This is a genomic window from Actinomycetota bacterium (assembly GCA_013152275.1).
Lineage (GTDB): Bacteria > Actinomycetota > Acidimicrobiia > Spongiisociales > UBA4744 > BMS3Bbin01.
Genome location: JAADGS010000026.1, coordinates 65385 through 84253, shown reverse-complemented (window position 1 = coordinate 84253; position 18869 = coordinate 65385). Strand labels below are relative to the sequence as shown.

Sequence of the window (18869 nt, the reverse complement as noted above, 5' to 3'; positions counted from 1 at the left end):
GTTCAGTGTGGTAGCCCAGACGTGCGTCGGGATGGTGGCTCGGGAACCACAGGCAAGCCTGGTTGCTGCTCCTCGATGATCTCGAGGATCTCTTCGATCGCACGATCGAGTTGTGGATCTCTTCCTGCGGCGTGATCCTGCGGCGTGATCTCCACCTCGATGTCCGGATCGGTTCCGTAGTTCTCGACACCCCAGCCCACGTCTTCAAACCAGAAGGAGAACTCGGGCTGCGTCGTGATCGTCCCGTCGACGAGCGCGTGCCTGGGAAAGATGCCGACGACCCCACCCCACGTTCGTTTCCCGATCAGCGGTCCCAGACCGAAGAGTTTGAAGGAGTGACTGAAGATGTCGCCGTCCGATCCGGAATGCTCGTCGGTGAGCGCAACCATCGGCCCCATCGGCGCATCCACCGGGTAGGACTCCGGTCGCCCATACCGCGTGAAGTCATACCCGATCCGGCGACGGCGCAACTTCTCCAGGAGCAGTTGTGAGACATGACCTCCTCGGTTGTTCCGTACGTCGATGATCAGCCCCTCATGGTCGACCTCGATGCCGTAGTACCGGTGGAATTCCGCGTAGCCACGCGGCCCCATGTCCGGGATGTGGACATAGCCGACTCGTCCATCCGTCTCGGCGTGGATCCTCTCCCGATTGGCTTCGACCCAGTCGCGGTATCGCAGCCCGAATTCGTCCTGCAACGTCTCGACGATCACCGTACGAGGCTTGCGGCGCCCACGGCGAACCGTCAACGCGACGGGCCTGCCCGCCCGATCCACCAGCGCAGCGTACGGCGACGTTCGAGTGCCGACCGTCGTGCCTTCGATGGCGACGAGCCGATCGCCCACCTTGATGTCGAGGCCGGGAGCAGACAGGGGCGAAGCGGCATCGGACCGCCAGGAGTCGCCGCGCGGTATTCGCTCGACCTTCCATGCTCTTCCATCGAAACTGAGGTCTGCACCGAGGAAACCCTGGAGCCACCGCGGCTCCGGCTTGTAGTCGCCTCCAAGCTCGTAGGCGTGCGACGTCCCCAACTCGCCCTGCATCTCCCACATGAGGTCGGAGAACTCGGCCCGAGAGCCCACCCGGTCGACCAGCGGCAGATACCTCCTCGCAACGGCCTCCCAGTCGACTCCCGACATGTTGGGACGCCAGAACTGGTCTCGCTGGAGACGCCACGCCTCTCGGAACATCTGCTGCCACTCGTCGCCTGGCACGACCTCGAGACGAATCCGGTCCAAGTTCACCCACCCGGACTCTCTACCCGGTTCGGCAGACTTTGCATCGGCATCTTTGAACGACACGGGAACGACCCGCAGCTTCCTGGCCACCCGGATACCCAACACCTTTCCATCGGCCGAGACCGAGAAGTCGGAGATTCCTTCCATCACCGTCTCGACCTTGTCCTGTTTGAAGTCGTAGGCCTCGAGCTTGCTCTTGGGCTCCTCCTCCGTGTCGCTCCAGCGGGAATCGAGACTGCCCTCGATGGGACGGGAAGAGAACATGACCTTCTGTTCGGCACCGTGGACACGTTGATACCGGCCTTCGGGTACCGGAAAGGCGACCACGCGATCTTCGATCCCGGGCAGATCGACCGTCACCGACACCGGGCCCGCCTCCTTGTCGGGCTTGGCGCCCTTGGGAGTTTCGGCCCCGTTGGCCTCTCCGGGGGCGCGCGGCGGTCTCGTCGCTGCCGAGAACGGCGAGACGTCCGATGCGGACAGGGTGATCAGGTGGGGGCGCATCCCCTTCGGAAAGCCGAGATCGAAGTACAGGCTGTCGTAGACCGGGTCGTACACACGCAGGGAAATGAAGTACAGGAACTTGCCGTTCGGGTCGAACGAAGGACGCACGTCCACGAAATCCGGACGCGTGACCTGCGTGAGCTTTCCCTCCTCTGTGTCGTACAGGAACAACGAAGCGGCCCGACTGCTCACGAAAGCCGAGAATGCCAGCCAGCGCCCGTCGGGCGACCACGCGGTCCCCTGAATCCGCTCGTACGGGCTGTGGTAGACGTTCGTGACGTCACCGGAGGCGAGATCCACAATGAGCACTTCCTGGCGTTGGTTGGTGACCACGGCCCGATCGTCGCCTGCAGGTGCGACGAGCAACGAGTCCGGCCGTCCCACATCGATCTTCAGCACTTCGGCCGATGCAGCGCCGGAGAAGACGATCAGTTCCTCGTCGCCGTGCTCATCGGTCGTGGCGACGATACGATCACCGTCCGGGAGCCACGAAGCGAGCCGGTAGCGGACTGCCGAGGTCGTCCCGTGTCGCACGGGCACCCCTTCCCACAACGGCATGGACGCCACCGCGCCCCTGGCCGTTGCCACGAGAGAATGCCCTTTGGGATGCAAATCGATGCGCTCCAGGTAGCCGCCTGGGGAAATGAACTTGCGATTCCTGTGGCTGCGTGAACCCGGGATGTCGACATCGAGACGCCGGTTGTCGCCAGAGCGCAGGTCATGGAGCCAAAGGTCGGCTCCGGCGTGGTAGACGATCCGCCGTCCGTCCGTCGACGCGAATCGCGCATAGAAGTCCTCATGATCCGTGTGACGCTGCAGATTCCGTCCAGTCGGCGTACACGAGTACAGGTTGCCCACGCCTTCATGATCGGAGATGAAGTAGATGCGGCTTCCGACCCACATCGGTGATGCCACGTTCCCGGCAAGGTCGATCAACTTGACGAACGTCCCGTCACCGTGCCGGTCGACCCACAACGTGCCCGCCGTCCCACCCCGGTACCGTTTCCAGCGAGCCGGATCGTAGGTGTTTCGCCCGAGCACGACACCAGGGCCACCCGGCTGAAAGTCGATGGCGCGAGCCACCCCCACATTCATCGGCTTGGTCGCCCGGCCGTCCAAGGGAACCGTGTGCAGTTGCATGGCACCGGTGAATGGCTGCTGGAAGTCCGAGGCGACGATGACCCTCTCACCGTCGGCAGTCCAGCCGACAACCTGCGTGAGGCAACCCATCCACGTGAGTCGACGCAGCGGCCCACCATCCGCGTCCATGACGTACGCCTCGGGGTGGCCTTCGTCTCGCGCGGTGAACGCCACCTGTACACCATCCTGTGAGAACCTGGGAAACGTGATCGTTCCAGGGCTCGCCGTAAGCCTCCGGGCGATGCCGCCGTCGTCTCCCACGACCCACAGGTCGTCTTCACTGACGAAGACGATGCGTTCACCGTGGATGGTCGGATGTCGGTAGTAGCCGGACGCGGTCGCCATGCGGTCTCCTCACTCGAACGTTTCCGATGCTACCGAACGCCCTGCGCTGAGCCGACCCTGGCGGATTGCGCCCACCGACCGCTCATGAGTCTCGGTGGTCGGAGCCCGGACCGGTGACGAGGCTGCCCGGAGCTCGCCCGGAGACGTCTCGTCAATGCCGGCAGCACCTGTTGTGGCCGGCATCGACGAGAACGGGCTCAGACGTCTCCGACGGCGATCCCGGCCATCTGCTCGAGTGCCTTGACGAGTGCGTGATTCCCTTCGGCGCCGAGACCCCGATGCTGCAACGCCCGATACATCTGGAACACGAGTGCGGTCGTGGGCGCCGGGACACCGATCTCGTCGGCAGTTTCCAGAACCAGACGCAGATCCTTCTGTTGCAGATCGATCGTGAAACCGGGACGCCAGTCCCGGTCGATCATTTGTGGGCCCCGGTTCGACAGCATCCACGAGCCGGCGCTGCCTCCCTCGACCGCCTTCAGCGTCCTGGTCAGGTCCAGACCCGCGGCCTGTGCGAACAGCAGCGCCTCCCCGACGGCCAACCCGTTGATCACGACGAGAATCTGGTTGACGAGTTTGACCATCTGGCCTGCACCCTGACCACCCACATGCGTGATCGTCGTTGCATACGCTTCCATGAGGTGACGAGCGCGCTCCACCTGGGCATCGTCGCCCCCGATCATGATCGCGAGGGTCCCACGCGCCGCCCCCTCGCTTCCTCCGCTGATCGGTGCATCGAGCCAATGCGCCTGCCGTTCCTCGACCGCCTTGGCGAGTTCCACGGTTGCGGAGGGGCTGATCGTCGAGTGGTCGATCACCAGAGATCCCGGCCGAACCCCCTCGAGCACGCCCCGTTCGCCGAGGACGACCTCCTGCACGTCGGGCGTGTCGGAGACGCAGATCACGACGGTTTCACATCGTCGGGCAACGTCCGCTGGAGATTCCGCGGAAGATGCTCCCGCGTCTATCAGTGGTTCCATCCGACTCGACGTCCGGTTCCAGACGGTGACGTCGAAGCCCTTCTCGATGAGGTTGCGGGCCATCCCCGCGCCCATGATTCCCATTCCGATGAACCCGACCTTCTCGCTCACAGGCGCCTCCTTTGTCGTCCCAACAGTAGACCTCGTTGAACCCAGGGCTCGTAGGGGTCGTGGCGACCCCTACGAGCCCTGGGTTCAGAGGTTCTAGGCTTCGGAATCGGCCTTCAGCGCATCGCGCAGTCGCGTCTTCGCCCCGATCCGCAGGATCGATCCCTCGTAGACACGCGCACCCAGGCGCAGCACCCAATAGGTCGCCGCGAGGATGAGCGCTATCGACAACGCGACCTCCCAGAGAGGAACCGACGTGACGGTCATGCGGATCGGCATCACGAACGGAGAAAACGGCGGAATGATCGAACCGAGGTGAGGCAGCATTCCGTTCGGATCGTCGAGGGCGACAATCGAGAGGATGAATCCGGGCAGAATGCCGAGCATCGGAATCATGCCGACTCCCTGTGCGTCTTCCTGACGTGAGATCGTCGCCCCGAGGGCGGCGTAGACAACGGCGAACAACGTGTAGCCGAGCAAGTACCAGAACAGCACGGCGCCGGCGATTCGCAACCCGATCCCGCCCAGATCGACGTTGACGGCGTGCGTCGCACTCAGCGTGAGCAGCGCGGCGCCGCCCAGCACGACCAGCTGCAGGAAACCCAGTGTGCCGATCCCCAGCACCTTGCCTGCCAGCAGCCGGCTTGGGCGTGTCCGTGACAACACGACCTCGACGACCCTCGACTGCTTCTCTTCCATCACGCCGAGCATCACGAATTGTCCGAACATGAGGATCGAGATGTACAGCAGGATCGACCCGACGTAGCCGGCGATCCTTCGCGGTCCCGCACTCGGATCGGGTTCGGTCAAAGAGCGTGTCTGCAGCGGAGTGGGATGGAGGAGTCGTGCGGCTTCCTCGTCACTGAGACCGAGTTCGGCAACCGTCCGCTGCCGCTCCAAACCCTGGACCGCGGAAGTGACGATGGCTTCCAGTTGCGGCCTCGGCGCCTCTTTCCACACGAGCTCGGTGCCGTTCACCAGCACGACATCGGCGTGACCGTCGGTCAGAGCGACATCACCGGCATCCACGCTGTCGAAAGTCACGATCTTCGCCTTCCGATCAAACGCCGAGGCAGCCGTATCGAGCGCCAGCTCCAGATCGTTGGGAACCGCACCAACCACACCGATCGTGTACGGCTGTGGTGTCTTGCCCTCGAGCGTCATGAGCGGTCCGACGCCTGCCACCAGCGCAACGATGATGAGCATGGACACCAGGAAAGCCTTGCTGCGGACGCGCTGAAAGAAGTCTCGCCATGCAACCAGCAGCACTTGCCGCAGCGCACTCATTGCCGCACGGCCCCTCTGAACAGGTCAGACAAGCTCGGTGGCTCGAAGGTGAAACTCGTAACCTCTCCATCTCGCCGCGCCTGCTCCAAGAGCGCACCGATGTCGGTCTCCGCCCGAATGAGGTATCGGTCGCCGTTCGAACCGACCGATTCGACACCGGGAAGATCGGGAGCCCAGGGCTTGCCCTCGACGGTGACCGCCAGATGGCGCTGCTCGGAACCGTCACGCAGTTCGGCGAGTTCGCCGGACAGGACCACTCTGCCCTCGTTGATGATCACGACGTCCTGACATACGTCCTGAACGAGATCGAGTTGATGACTCGAGAACACGATTCCTGCGCCCGCCTCTGCGAGATCGCGCAGCGTGCGCGCCATGGCTTCGACCCCGATCGGATCGAGACCCGAGAACGGCTCATCCAGGACTGCGACCATCGGGTCGTGCACAAGCGAAACGGCCAGTTGCACCCGTTGTTGATTCCCGTGAGAAAGCTCTTCGAGTTTCGACTGGGCACGGTCGGCAAGCCCGAGACGGTCGAGCCACCGATCGGCCGAGATCGCCGCGTGCGAGGCGCTCACTCCGGACAGTCGAGCAAAGTAGACGAGTTGCTCTCGGATCTTCATCTTCGGATACAGCCCGCGCTCTTCCGGCATATACCCGAAGCGCAGATAGTCGCGGTCTCCGACCGGTGCCCCGTTCCATCGGACCTCCCCGGCGTCAGGGCGAACCAGGCCAAAGATGCATCGCATGGCGGTCGTCTTGCCGGCGCCGTTTGGCCCGAGAAAACCGACGATCCTCCCCGGGACGACGTCGAAACTCACTCCATCGAGAGCGACCACCTTCCCATAGCGTTTGTGCAGGTCGACGAGACTCAGCATCTTCACCTCAGTTTGGCGCATTTTGCCAGTTGCCGTCCACTGCCGCCAAACGAAGAAGCTCCCCGGGACGGGATCACCGCACCGAACGAGCCGGCGCGAGAGATCCGATACCAAGATTCCACATCTCATCGGCCAGGCCCAGTGCGGCCGCGGCGAGCGGCGCCAGTGACGGGCCGACCGGCGTTCGCTCCGGATCGGGACGGAAGAACACGAGCCCTCCGAGGCCACCGGGGCCGAACTGCAACGTCGCGTCCGCTTCTTCACCGCCTCGCGCCTCCCGATAACCTGCGCCGTCGGCAACCAGATGCCTCGTGTCCGTCTCCGCCTGCCGTCGGTCGACTGTTGCCAGGGCACCGCCGCCGCGATGCTCGTCCGCCGAATCGACGATGAGTCGCTCCAACTCACGTGAACGGTATTCGAGCGGTTCACCTTCGATCAGGGCGGCCTGGATGACTCTGAACGGAAGGTCCGGAACACCGGCCAGCAACCCACGGATCGATGCACCGAAGCGTGTGTTCAACTCTGTCGGACGAAAGCCGTCCTCCGTCATAACACCATCGATCGTGAACGCGCCTCGATAGTCGACCGACTCACGTAGGACACTGCCCACGGCCTCGGCCGCCGCCCGCATCTCCGTCCGATCGGCGGCGGACGGATCCCAGAACGTCGCTGCGCCTCCATAGTGGAGCTTGCCACCCGATTCGGGGCGCAATGTGATCATCTCGCACGGCCGGAACGAGATCGTTTCATCGGGAAACACCATGCCGTGGATCGAGCACGGAATGCCTTCGAGGAACGGCATCACCCGAACGCGATCACAGTGCTTGGCGAAGAACCCACAGGCCTCACGGGCGTCCGCATCGTTTCGAACCCGACGCACATAGACCGCTCCCCCGTTGAAACCCTCCATCGTGTCACCCGCCCAGGCGGTGCCAAGGCCCCGGTCCAGTCGGCGGTGTCCGGAGAGGAGGTCATCGCGGACGGCGGCAACGACCTCTGACGGCGCCCTGGGGATCCCCGCCGCGTCCCACACGGCGTCGGCGCACACTTTGTCCTCGAGTGCCTCCCACTCTGGACGGCGCCTACCCCACACCCGTCGACCGGCGATGTGGGCGTCCGCATAGAACGGATGACCGAGCACGTTCGCCGATCCTTCCGGATCCCAGGCATCCAACGCGGCCTCGACCCTCGGCGGCGGACGTCTCAGTGCGGCCGCCGTCACCCGAATCTCCTCCATGATGTCGCTGGCGGACACGTCGAGCATCACCCACTCGGCGTCCTCCTCCGATGGGAGATCGCCGGTTCCTCGACCGGAAGCAATGAGAAAGAGCCGGTCGGCGCCGAGAGAACGAAGCTGCTTCACGAGTCTCGGATAGCCGGCCAGAGGTTCTCCGGCGAGGATGAACTTGCGCCCTTCGACAAGCGGCCGAACGAGGTCCCGGTAGTACTTGGTATCCATTGCTCCAAGTTACCCGAGCCGGCGTGATGCGGGTACCGGATGCCTCACACCCGGCGCTTGGCATTTCGTACCTTCATATCGCGACCGTTCCGGCCCCAGGACCGTGGGGCGGGCATCGCGATTCTTGTCGACGACGGCCCGTCGGTGACCCGCTGCTCGAAGCCGGCCTCCCGGCCGAGATCCTCGGCGCCGTCCAGACGTGTCATGCAGCGTTCGACGGGCTCCAACGTCAGGCCGATGAGTACCCCCTGGGGGTGCCTCGGACCCAACTTGGGAATCGGCACCGGTTCCAATAGATTGCAGCTTCGAGAAGTGCATCCTCGAGGTGGACGATAATGAAGATAGGTGTGCCCAATCAGACCGCTCCAAGAGAGCGACGAGTCGCCATCACCCCGGACGTCGCAGCCAGGCTCGTCAAACAGAAGTTTCAGGTGATGGTGGAGAGAGGAGCCGGCGATGCCGCCGGTTTCCTGGACAAAGAGTATGAGGCTGTGGGCGCTTCCGTCGTACCGGAGGCGTCTCTCGCGTGGGGCAGCGATGTCGTCATCACGGTGCGACCGCCGAGCGACGAGCAGATCGCCATGCTCGGCTCCGGGGCCGTGCTCATCGGCCTGCTGCAGCCTCTCGACGAGCCGGAGACCGTCGCGAAGCTCGCCGCTGCGAATGTCACCGCCTTGGCGTTCGAAACGGTCCCGCGCACGACCAAGGCACAATCGATGGATGTGTTGTCCTCCCAGGCAACCGCAGCCGGATACCAGGCGGTGCTCGAAGCAGCCACCACGATCACAAAGTTCTTCCCGATGCTCACCACGGCGGCGGGGACCATCGCGCCGGCCAAGGTGCTCGTCCTCGGCGCGGGCGTCGCGGGACTCCAGGCAATCGCCACGGCCCGACGTCTTGGAGCCGTGGTCTCCGCATACGACGTTCGTGCAGCCGCTGCAGAACAGGTGGAGAGCCTCGGTGCCCGATTCGTGCGACTCGAGGTCGCGCAGCAAGAAGATGCGGTGGCCGGCGGCTACGCCCGCGAGCTGGAAGAGGACGCACAGAAACGCCTCCTCATGCAGCTCGGCGAGCATGTTGCTCGCAACGATGTCGTGATCTCGACGGCGGCCATCCCCGGAAAGAGGGCCCCGCTGCTCATCACCCGTGAGATGGTCGAGGCGATGCATCCTGGTTCGGTCATCGTCGACCTGGCCGTCGCAACCGGAGGCAACTGTGAACTCAGCAGGGCCGACGAGGTCGTCGTGCACCACGGTGTCAAGATCCTCGCCCCCACCGACCTCGTGAGCGGCGTTGCGACAAACACGAGCCAGATGTTTGCACGCAACACATTGAACCTCCTCACGTATCTCGTACACGAGGAAGGGCTGCGCATCGATCTCGAGGAAGAGATCACCGCGGGCGCCTGCATCACCCATGGTGGCAAGGTCGTCAATGAACGTGTGCGATCCTTGCTGGAAGGAGGGACGAACTGATGGACCTGCTGATCTCCATTACCGTCTTCGTTCTCGCGGCGTACGTGGGGTTCGAAGTCATCACGAAAGTGCCGCCAACGTTGCATACGCCGCTGATGTCCGGATCGAACGCGATCTCGGGCATCACGATCATCGGTGCCCTGGTCGTCGCCGGTCGCTACGGCGGTATGGCAGGCATCATTCTCGGCTTTCTGGCCGTTTCGTTCGCGACGATCAACGTCGTAGGCGGATTCATGGTCACGGACCGGATGCTGGAGATGTTCAAGAGCAAGGACCGGTCATGAGCCAGGTTCTCGCAGGCTATCTGTACCTCATCGCGGCGGTGTTGTTCATCGTCGGTATGAAACGATTGCAGAGCCCGGCCACGGCACGGCGCGGCAACCAGATCGGTGCGCTCGGCATGCTCCTGGCGATCATCGTCACCCTGGTTCGGTACCAGATCCTCAATCCGTGGGTGATCGTCGCCGGCCTCGTCGTCGGTGGCGGCATCGGACTCGTCCTCGCCAAGACGGTCGAGATGACGGCGATGCCACAGCTCGTCGCCGCGTTCAACGGCTTTGGCGGTGGAGCATCCGCCCTGGTGGCAGCGGCCGAATTCATCGAGAAGTCCGGAAGTCCCACATTCGATCTCCGCGCAGCGATCACCGTTGCTCTGACCATCCTGGTCGGTGGAGTCACCCTTTCGGGAAGCTTTGTCGCCTACGCGAAACTCCAGGGCCTCGTCCCGGGACGGCCGTTCGGATATCCGGGTCAGAAGGTCGGCGATGCCCTCCTTGCGATCGTCGTCGTCGCCCTTGTCGTGTGGCTGATCGTCGGCGGGAGTTCGCTGGTCATGTGGATCCTGCTCGCGTTGTCACTCCTGCTCGGCATCGTTCGTGTGATTCCGATCGGCGGCGCGGACATGCCGGTCGTCATCTCCTTCTTGAACGCGTTCTCTGGAATTGCCGCGGCGCTGGCAGGGTTCGTGATCGGCGAGAACGCTCTGATCATCTCTGGCGCGCTGGTCGGAGCTTCCGGGCTGATCCTCACCAACATCATGGTCAAGGCCATGAACCGTACGCTCGGCCACGTTCTCTTCGCCGCCTTCGGTGGCGACGAGGGCGCCGGCCCGGCAGGTGACGAGGAGAAGCCCGTGCACAGTGCCTCGGCCGAGGATGTCGCGATCACCCTGGGGTACGCCGACTCGGTCATCGTTGTGCCCGGATACGGCTTGGCCGTCGCTCAGGCACAACACAACCTGCGTGAGCTGGCCGATCTGCTCGAAGAGCGCGGCGTCGAAGTTCGCTATGCCATCCATCCTGTTGCAGGGCGCATGCCGGGACACATGAATGTGCTGCTCGCAGAAGCCGATGTCCCCTACGAGAAGCTGTTCGCGCTCGACGAGATCGAGGACGACTTCCCTCAAACCAGCGTTGCTCTCGTCGTCGGTGCGAACGACGTCGTGAACCCTTCGGCTCGTGATGACGATTCCAGTCCGATCTACGGAATGCCGATTCTCAATGTCGACCTCGCGAAACACGCGATCGTGATCAAACGGAGCCTCTCTCCCGGTTTCGCCGGCATCGACAACCCCCTCTTCTACAAGGACAACACGCTGATGTTCTTCTCCGATGCGAAGAAAGCCATGAGCGACATCATCGCCGCCGTGAAGGAGCTGTAGGGCGTTGGAGTTCTCCGACGTGGTACGGCACCGCCGCATGGTGCGCAACTACACCAACGATCCGGTCGACCCTCGAACGATCGACCGGATCGTCTCTTGTGCGGCAAGGGCGCCCAGTGCCGGATTCACGCAAGGGCAGTCGTTCATTGCGGTCACCGACCGCACGACCCGGCAGACGATCGCGAACCTTGCCGGGGAATCCGGGTATGTCGACAAGGGCTTCGACCCCTGGATCGGCCGAGCACCGGTACATGTCGTCGTTTGTGTGTCCGAGGAGGCATACCGCCGCCGGTACGCGGAGCCGGACAAGGCGGTCCCCGGTGGCAGGGAGATCGAGTGGCCCGTGCCGTATTGGTGGGTTGATGCGGGAGCGTCGATGATGCTGCTGTTACTCGCAGCCGTCGATGAGGGGCTCGCTGCGGGATTCCTCGGAGTGCATTCCGTTCCGGGTCTTCGCGATCTGCTCGGCATACCCGAGTCGGTCTTCCCGATCGGTGTCGTGACGATCGGTCACCCGGCTCCCGACCGACGCTCCGGCTCTCTCGGACGAGGGCGACGGCCGATGGACGAGATCTTCCACCGGGAGCGATGGTGAGACCCCTCTACGAGCGGATCGACGCCACCACGTTCCGCTCGACCGAACTGACCACTGGGCCCTGGAGCCCGGATGCCCAGCATGGAGGGCCACCCGCGGCGCTCATGGCCCACGCGATGGAGAGCGTCGGCACACCGGCGATGTTCACGTCACGCTTCACGGCAGAGTTCCTGCGCCCGGTACCCATCGCGGAGATCGAGGCAACGGCGGCGGTCGTCCGATCCGGCAAACGTGTCGAGATCGTCACCGCGTCGCTGGCTGTCGATGGCACTCCGGTGGCGGCGGCACGCGCGCTCAGGATCCGTCGCCATGAGGGTCTCGATCTGCCGCCGGTCCCAGCCGTCGTACCGTGGCGCCTGCCCGACGAGTGCACGTCCGGTGTCGGTTTCTCCTGGGATTCGGTGAGTTTCGTCACCGATGCCCTCGATGTTCGTTTCGTCGAAGGATCCATGACGCAGATCGGTTCGGCAACGGCGTGGATCCGCCTGATGCCCAATGTCGTGGATGAGCAGCCCCCCACGCCGCTGCAACGCGTGCTCGCCGCCGCAGACTGCGGGAATGGAATCTCCTCGATGGTGCATTGGCGGCAATTCCTCTATATCAACCCGGATCTGACCGTCTATCTGCATCGCGAGCCCGCCGGAGAGTGGGTGTTGATGCATGCGAACACCATCCTCCAACCGCACGGTGTCGGCCTGGCCCAGTCGTCCCTGTACGATGAGCAGGGCCCTCTTGGGCGTTCCCTCCAGAGCCTGTATGTGGACCAAGTGTGACCAGGGCCTCCACAACGCAGGGGGCCCGGGATGTGAATGGTGAGATGAAACCGATCCGCGACCTTCACTCCGGCGGCAATGGCGTCACCACGGGTGCCCGTCCCGGCGAAGGCGGGGGTGATGGCGTGGGAATGTTGCCGGCGTACGAGCGTATCGGCGCTGCGGCGCCCGACGTTCGCACGAATCTGACGGCGAAGCCTCTCGAGGAGACCCGCCTGGAGCCGAAGTCGTGACCGAATCTCGCATCACCTCGACTCAGAATCCGCGTGTCAAGCGTCTCGTGCGGCTCCGTAACCGGCGTCATCGCGATGCCGAGGGTCTCTTCATGATCGAGGGGTATCGAGAACTCACCCGGGCGATCGCCTCCCACATCCAACTCGAAGAAGTCGCCTACTGCCCTCCGCTGTTCCTTGGCCCCAACGAGCACTCTCTCCTCGAGGCCGCCGGAGCCGCCGGCGCTCGCCTCATCGAGTTCGCCGAAGACCCTTTCCGCAAGATCAGCTACCGGGACCGACCGGAAGGTCTCATCGGTCTTGCCCGACAGTTTCCGACGGAACTGGACCGCATCGTGCTGAAAGAGAACCCGCTCGTGCTGGTCGTCGAGTCGATCGAGAAGCCTGGGAACCTCGGCACCATGCTGAGGACCGCCGACGCCGCCGGGGTCGATGCGGTGATCGTCTCCGACCCGACGACCGACCCTTTCAATCCGAACGCCGTGCGGGCGTCGTTGGGATGCCTGTTCCTCGTGCCGCTGGCCATCGCATCGAGCACCGAGACGTTGGCATGGCTCGCGGCGCGCGATGTCAAGACCTTTGCCGCCACCCCGGCCGCCGAACGCCTCCACTGGGAAGCCGACTACCGGGGACCGAGTGCGCTCGCGATCGGCTCGGAGCAATACGGCCTGTCCGAGATGTGGATGAGATCTGCCGATGAGCTGGTCCGCATCCCGATGCTCGGTGACGCGGACAGCCTCAACGCGGCGATGGCCGCGGGTGTGATGCTGTACGAGGCCGTCCGTCAACGCTCAACCCGTCGACAAGCGACAGCCGACAACCGGTAGCCGTTCCTGTCACTCATCCCGACACGTGCCTTGGCCGGTAACGTTCGGGGTGTCGATGCCGAGGCAGGTGCGTCGGGGCGGAGAACGCAGCGAGCGGCGTTCCTGGCCGGCAGAACACCGCGAAGGTCGCCGGTCGAGGCACTAGCATCGAACACATGTTCGGAAGACGGGAACCGTGACACTCGCGGTGCAGCGCAGTTTTGACGAGATGGGCGCACCGTTGTGCGACGTACCATTCTGTGTCCTCGACCTCGAAACCACCGGCACCACGCCGCCGAACTGCGCGATCACCGAGATCGGCGCCGTCCTGTATCGAGGCGGCGAGGAGATCGGATCGTTCCAGACCCTCGTCGACCCAGGATGCGAGATCCCTCCGTTCATCACGATCCTGACGGGAATCACGCACGCGATGGTGATCAACGCCCCCAAGATCGCCGAGGTGTTCCCCGCATTCCTCGAGTTCCTCGGCGGTGCGGTGATCGTTGGCCACAACGTTCGCTTCGACCTGTCGTTCCTCAACGCGGCAGCGCTCGATCTCGGATACGGGAAGCTCGGCAACCGGTGGGTGGACACACTGGGTCTGGCGCGCCGCCTCGTACGCAAGGAGGTTCGCAACTTCAAGTTGGCGACGCTTGCTGCACATTTTCGTGCACCGATCAAACCCACCCATCGCGCACTCGAAGATGCGCGGGCCACTGCCTGGATCCTGCATCGTCTGCTCGAGCGGGCAGGAACGCTCGGAGTGACCGCCCTCGAGGATCTTCTCCAACTTCCGACGGCACGCGGGTCCGAACACTATGCGAAGATCCATCTGACCGATGCACTACCCCGCCGGCCGGGCGTCTACCTGTTCCACGATCGCAACGACACCGTGTTCTACGTAGGCAAGGCCAAGAACCTGAGAACGAGGGTCCGCAGCTACTTCTATGGCGACCATCGCCGGACCGTCACGACGATGTTGCAGGAACTCGACAGGATCGAGCATCGTGTCTGCGCGACCGAACTCGAGGCCGAAGTCACCGAGTTGCGACTGATCCACGCCTACCGACCTCGTCACAATCGCCGCTCGAAGCCGCCGAAGTCGTCGCATTGGGTCAAGCTGACCAAGGAAGCCTTTCCACGGTTGTCCCTCGTACGCACCCAGCGGGAGGACGGTCTGGCCTACCTGGGGCCGTTCCGAAGCCGACGAAGTGCCGAACTCGTGATGACCGCCATCTGGGATGCTCTGCCGATTCGACGCTGCACCGTCCGACCGGGTGAACGCAACGGACGGTGTGCCGCCGCCCAACTTGGCGTGTCGATGTGCCCGTGCGATGGGAGCCTCTCCGAGACGGCATACGCGTCGATCGTGGATCTCCTCCGTCGAGGCATCGCCGCGGATCCTTCCCTGCTCCTCGATCCGCTTGCAGCAAAGATGTCGCACATGGCGGCACTCCGGCGTTTTGAGGAGGCCACGTGGGCTCGTGACCGATATCGTGCCCTGGCGAGGGCATTGCTGCGCCGCCGTGAGTGGCATGCCCTCAACCGGGCCGGACTGCTCCGGGTTGAATCCGATGGCGGCGACGGTGCCCTCATCGAACGGGGCCGTCTCGTCCTCTCGTGGAATGGGTCGACCGGTCCGGCCCTCACTTCCACGACCGCCACCCTGGAAGACGAGTGGCCGCCGACGCCGCCATCGGTCCAGGTCGCCGAAGAGGCTCATCTCATATGGCAATGGCTCGCCGGTAGCCGCGTTCGTCTCCTGGACGCCTCAGGACCACTGGCACTGCCGTGTAGACCGATCCCGGAGCTCTCTTTGGCGAACGTCGACTCTCGTCGTTGATGTCGTCGTGTCGAGCGACACGCCACGGAGGCCTTGCCCGAAACCAGGCTCACGACCGTCCCGATGCGACGATGGGCCGTGAAACGGCCACGGATCACGACACCGGGCGCGTTGTGCCTCGTACCGGAGTCTGCCGCCTCCGAGAACCGACGTTTCCTACGACTCCCACCACGACCTACGATTGCTTCGATGCGTTTCACCGTCCGCCCCGGCACCGACCCGACTGCGGGTGCCGACGCGACGCTGCTCTCGGCGATGGGTCTGCCCGGCGGCGGTGTGATCCGGGTCGGTGCGACCCATACGATCGTTCATCCCGCCGACCTGTCCGAGATCAACGCGTTGCGACTCGGTCCCGAGGCGATCACGAACGCGGGTGTCACGACCGGCCAGGTGGTCGAGGTACGACGAGCCATACTGCCCACTGCAGAGATGGTCACGATCACCGGTGACAACCTTCCGCTCGACGCCCGCACACTCGTGCACGCGTTGCAGGGTCGGCCTGTCACTCCGGGTGATGTGCTCGCGGTAGACCCTTCCTACACGGACGGCGGCGATCGTCCGGTACCTCTGCGGATCGTGACGGTCTTCCCCGGCCCTGCAGGGATGGTGACCGCCGCCACCCGGTTCGTGCCCGAGTCGATCGTTGTTCCGGCCGCATCGGTGGCGCCGCCGCGTCGTACCCGCGACCTGGCGGCCCTCGCCGGGCTCGACGAGGAGTTGGAGACACTCACCGCATGGCTGACGCTCCTGACATCGCCCGACGACCTGCCCTCGGCCTGGGGCCTACCGAAGGTCGCCGGTGTGCAGCTCGAAGGACCGACCGGGTGCGGCAAGTCCGAACTGGTGGGTGCTGCCGCAGCTGCGGCCGGCGCCGCGATGACCGAGGTGAACCTCAACCTGGTCTTCAAACCGGACCGGCTGTTGACGGTGTTGGAGAAGGCCGTGAAACAGGTCACCGCACCGGCGGTGCTGTTCGTCGACCGCGTAGAGACGGTCGCCGGCGAAGAGGGCTTGGCACCGTTTCGCACCCAGGTGGCTGCGATCTTGCGCTGGTTCCTCGACGCCATAGCGGAGCGTTCCGGTGTGGCGTGCGTTCTGGGAGTGACGTCGGCGGCGACGCTGGATGACATCCTGGCAGGGTCGGCACTGCTCCCCCGCACACTGACCGTCCCACCACCAGATCTGCAACGGCGCCGGCTTCTGTTCGAAGCGGCAACGGAGCGGATACCGTCGAGGGATCTCGACTTCGATCTGTTGGCAGCCCGGTCGGCCGGGTTCTCCGGTGCGGACATCACCGCGGCGGTCGTCCACGCGTCCGCTTTGGCAACTCGCCGAGGTGGGGAGTTGACGACCGCCCTGCTCCTCGAGGCGGTCGAGTCGACCGTACCGTCGCTGGGTTCGACGGCCATGGGCGAAGTGCCGTCGTACGGGTTCGAGAAGGTGGCGAACCTGTCAGACGTCAAACAACGGCTGACGGAGTCCGTGATCTGGCCTGTGACCAGCCCCGGGCGATTTGAACAGCTCGGCATCGACCCACCCCGAGGAGTCCTGCTGTACGGGCCCCCAGGGACGGGCAAGACCTTCGTCGTGCGAGCGCTGGCACACGAGTCCAGCGCGGCGTTCTTTCCGATCAAGGGTGCGGAGCTGCTGGACAAGTTCGTCGGAGAGTCCGAGCGTGGCGTTCGGGAGATCTTCGCCCGGGCGAGAGCGGCTTCGCCGGCGATCCTGTTCTTCGACGAGCTCGACGCCCTGGCACCGGTGCGGGGACGTTCGACCACGTCGGTGACCGACTCGGTGGTAGCGGCGCTCCTCACCGAGATGGACGGCGTTGCCGAACGTGGCAACGTGGCGGTGATCGGAGCCACGAACCGTCCGGATCTGATCGACCCGGCGCTGTTGCGAGCCGGAAGGTTCGAGGTGCACCTGGAGTTGGGCGTGCCGGGAGTTGATGCCCGCCGAGCCCTGCTGGGCTTGTCGGATGTACCTTTTGCCGACGATGTGGACCTGGATGAGCTGGCCCGGCGCACCGACGGCCTGTCATTTGCCGACCTTGCCGGGATGCTGCGTGAAGCGGCCTTGACGGTGCTGCGGAACGGCAAGAGCGAATTGGTCGTCGGCCGGCCGGAACTGGATCGTGCACTGGGTCGATACGTGCGCCCGTAGCCTGTCGCACGCCTCATGGCGGCATTCATTCTCGACATGACCCACGGTCTCTCGTGCATACGCGTGCCGATCGGGCACGTCTTCTCACAATCCCGACGAAGCCCTGTCGGCGCACGCCTCCCTGCTCTCCATGCATGACCCCTCGTCGTATCTCCCGGCCCAATCTCTTCCTCAAGCCGCCGCGGGTATCGGCCGATGTCGAGTTCATGCGAAGAGTCACTGTCGCCGTCGCCATCGCCGTGATCGTGGCCATCCTGGTGGCCGGGTGTGCGCCCTCTTACGATGCCGACCTGTTGGCGTCCATCGAAGGACGATGGATGTGCGACGTCCAGCGCTTCACGTTCGACACGCAGGCGGACATTCAAGCCGAGTTGGACGGTCGCCTCGCCGGCAACGGCGTGTCCGTCGCGCAGTACCGGCACTTCAAAGACAATCTGACCAGCCAATTCGATCTGCGCCAGAAGGTGCAAGAGGCCTACGACCAACGATGCAACACCTGACCCCCGCCGGCCGCCACCAACGGATAGCCTTCGCGAAGGCGAGTTTTGTCACCACCGTCGCTGCTCTCCTGCTCATCTCCGGCATGTCGCCCGCCGCTGCGCAGACCACGACCGCCATGGGAAGGCGCTCGGGCATGGGCATGGGCAACGGCGTGACCGTGCGTCTACTCACGGCCAGAACGGGCGCGGTGGTCGCCGGTGACTCGGTTTGGATCCAGGTCCTCTGGGAGTCCAGGGGCGGCGATGCCAAGGACTTCAAGGTGACGGTCAAGAATCCGGAGCCGGGCTGGGAGATCCGCTATCCGGAGAACACCGGAAGTTACACATCACTGATGGCCGACGCGACCCTTTCCAACGGAGAGATCGATTTCACTGCCATCCACATCACGGTCCCCTACGAGACTCCTGGGAGTGTGACTCTCGGACTGACCGCAACCTACACCTCTGGACGCAGGTCACACACCAAGGACTTCACCGTGAGAGTTCCGGTCACGTCGTTCACGGGAACGGACCTCGCACAGGTGACCACCACCGTCACCGCCGACGGAGCGGCCACTTGGGTCGACATCGGCTTCCTCGGCAAAGCCCCTCGCCTCGACGACGTCCAGATGACCGTCGACCCACCGTCGGGCATCGTCGTGGCCTACCCGGCGGGCAGAACCTTCACCAGCCTCGCCCATGACGCCAGGCTCGAAGACGGCGAATCCGACTACGCCGCGTTCCGTCTCGATGTGTCGGGAGTCGCGCCCGGCACCTATGAGCTACCCATCCAGGTCACGTACGCCAAGGATGTCACGGCCGGCACCTGGAACGGCACGGTGACCTTGCAGGTACCGACACCCTGATGCCGACCCTGGTACCCGGTACCAGGTGTTCCGGATTTCG

The 18869-nt window shown here is 64.3% G+C and carries 16 protein-coding genes; 11 read left to right on the top strand and 5 right to left on the bottom strand.

The window, feature by feature from the left end:
- Positions 1–2 precede the first annotated feature (2 nt).
- The 5 genes from GXP34_03310 to GXP34_03290 form a co-directional block, all read right to left on the bottom strand.
- Positions 3–3227: a peptidase gene (locus GXP34_03310; GenBank protein NOY54993.1), complete on the bottom strand. Its 3225-nt coding sequence runs from the start codon at positions 3225–3227 to the stop codon at positions 3–5.
- A 197-nt stretch (positions 3228–3424) separates the two neighbouring features.
- A complete protein-coding gene (locus GXP34_03305; protein NOY54992.1) occupies positions 3425–4318 on the bottom strand; it encodes an NAD(P)-dependent oxidoreductase in 894 nt (297 codons plus the stop codon).
- A gap of 93 nt (positions 4319–4411) precedes the next feature.
- Entirely contained in the window at positions 4412–5602 is a 1191-nt protein-coding gene (locus GXP34_03300) for an ABC transporter permease (GenBank protein NOY54991.1), read from the bottom strand.
- Complete coding sequence (locus GXP34_03295; GenBank protein ID NOY54990.1) at positions 5599–6477, bottom strand: ABC transporter ATP-binding protein; 879 nt, start codon at positions 6475–6477, stop codon at positions 5599–5601. Before GXP34_03295 ends, GXP34_03300 begins: the two co-directional genes overlap by 4 nt.
- Positions 6478–6550: 73 nt before the next feature.
- Positions 6551–7936 carry a hypothetical protein gene (locus GXP34_03290; GenBank protein NOY54989.1) on the bottom strand — a complete coding sequence of 462 codons (1386 nt, stop codon included), beginning with the start codon at positions 7934–7936 and terminating at the stop codon, positions 6551–6553.
- Between the two features lie 335 nt (positions 7937–8271).
- Here GXP34_03290 and GXP34_03285 point away from each other — a divergent pair, with 335 nt between their 5' ends.
- The 11 genes from GXP34_03285 (at position 8272) to GXP34_03235 (ending at position 18829) form a co-directional block, all read left to right on the top strand.
- Positions 8272–9411, top strand: coding sequence for a Re/Si-specific NAD(P)(+) transhydrogenase subunit alpha (locus tag GXP34_03285; protein NOY54988.1), 1140 nt, complete (start codon positions 8272–8274; stop codon positions 9409–9411).
- Complete coding sequence (locus GXP34_03280) at positions 9411–9695, top strand: NAD(P) transhydrogenase subunit alpha (GenBank protein NOY54987.1); 285 nt, start codon at positions 9411–9413, stop codon at positions 9693–9695. The genes GXP34_03285 and GXP34_03280 overlap by 1 nt, the downstream gene beginning before the upstream one ends.
- Positions 9692–11071: an NAD(P)(+) transhydrogenase (Re/Si-specific) subunit beta gene (locus GXP34_03275; protein NOY54986.1), complete on the top strand. Its 1380-nt coding sequence runs from the start codon at positions 9692–9694 to the stop codon at positions 11069–11071. The genes GXP34_03280 and GXP34_03275 overlap by 4 nt, the downstream gene beginning before the upstream one ends.
- Before the next feature lie 4 nt (positions 11072–11075).
- A complete protein-coding gene (locus GXP34_03270; GenBank protein ID NOY54985.1) occupies positions 11076–11666 on the top strand; it encodes a hypothetical protein in 591 nt (196 codons plus the stop codon).
- A complete protein-coding gene (locus GXP34_03265; GenBank protein ID NOY54984.1) occupies positions 11660–12439 on the top strand; it encodes a thioesterase family protein in 780 nt (259 codons plus the stop codon). The genes GXP34_03270 and GXP34_03265 overlap by 7 nt, the downstream gene beginning before the upstream one ends.
- 44 nt (positions 12440–12483) lie before the next feature.
- On the top strand, positions 12484–12672 hold the full coding sequence (locus GXP34_03260; protein NOY54983.1) for a hypothetical protein: 189 nt from the start codon (positions 12484–12486) through the stop codon (positions 12670–12672).
- 92 nt (positions 12673–12764) lie between these two features.
- Positions 12765–13499, top strand: coding sequence for an RNA methyltransferase (locus GXP34_03255; GenBank protein NOY54982.1), 735 nt, complete (start codon positions 12765–12767; stop codon positions 13497–13499).
- Between the two features lie 187 nt (positions 13500–13686).
- Positions 13687–15321 carry a DEDD exonuclease domain-containing protein gene (locus tag GXP34_03250; protein ID NOY54981.1) on the top strand — a complete coding sequence of 545 codons (1635 nt, stop codon included), beginning with the start codon at positions 13687–13689 and terminating at the stop codon, positions 15319–15321.
- Positions 15322–15510: 189 nt separating this feature from the next.
- On the top strand, positions 15511–17484 hold the full coding sequence (locus tag GXP34_03245) for an AAA family ATPase (protein ID NOY54980.1): 1974 nt from the start codon (positions 15511–15513) through the stop codon (positions 17482–17484).
- 134 nt (positions 17485–17618) lie between these two features.
- Positions 17619–17984: a hypothetical protein gene (locus GXP34_03240; protein NOY54979.1), complete on the top strand. Its 366-nt coding sequence runs from the start codon at positions 17619–17621 to the stop codon at positions 17982–17984.
- The gene (locus GXP34_03235; protein ID NOY54978.1) at positions 17972–18829 is read left to right on the top strand and encodes a hypothetical protein; all 858 of its coding nucleotides are present in this window, start codon (positions 17972–17974) and stop codon (positions 18827–18829) included. Before GXP34_03240 ends, GXP34_03235 begins: the two co-directional genes overlap by 13 nt.
- Positions 18830–18869 lie beyond the last annotated feature (40 nt).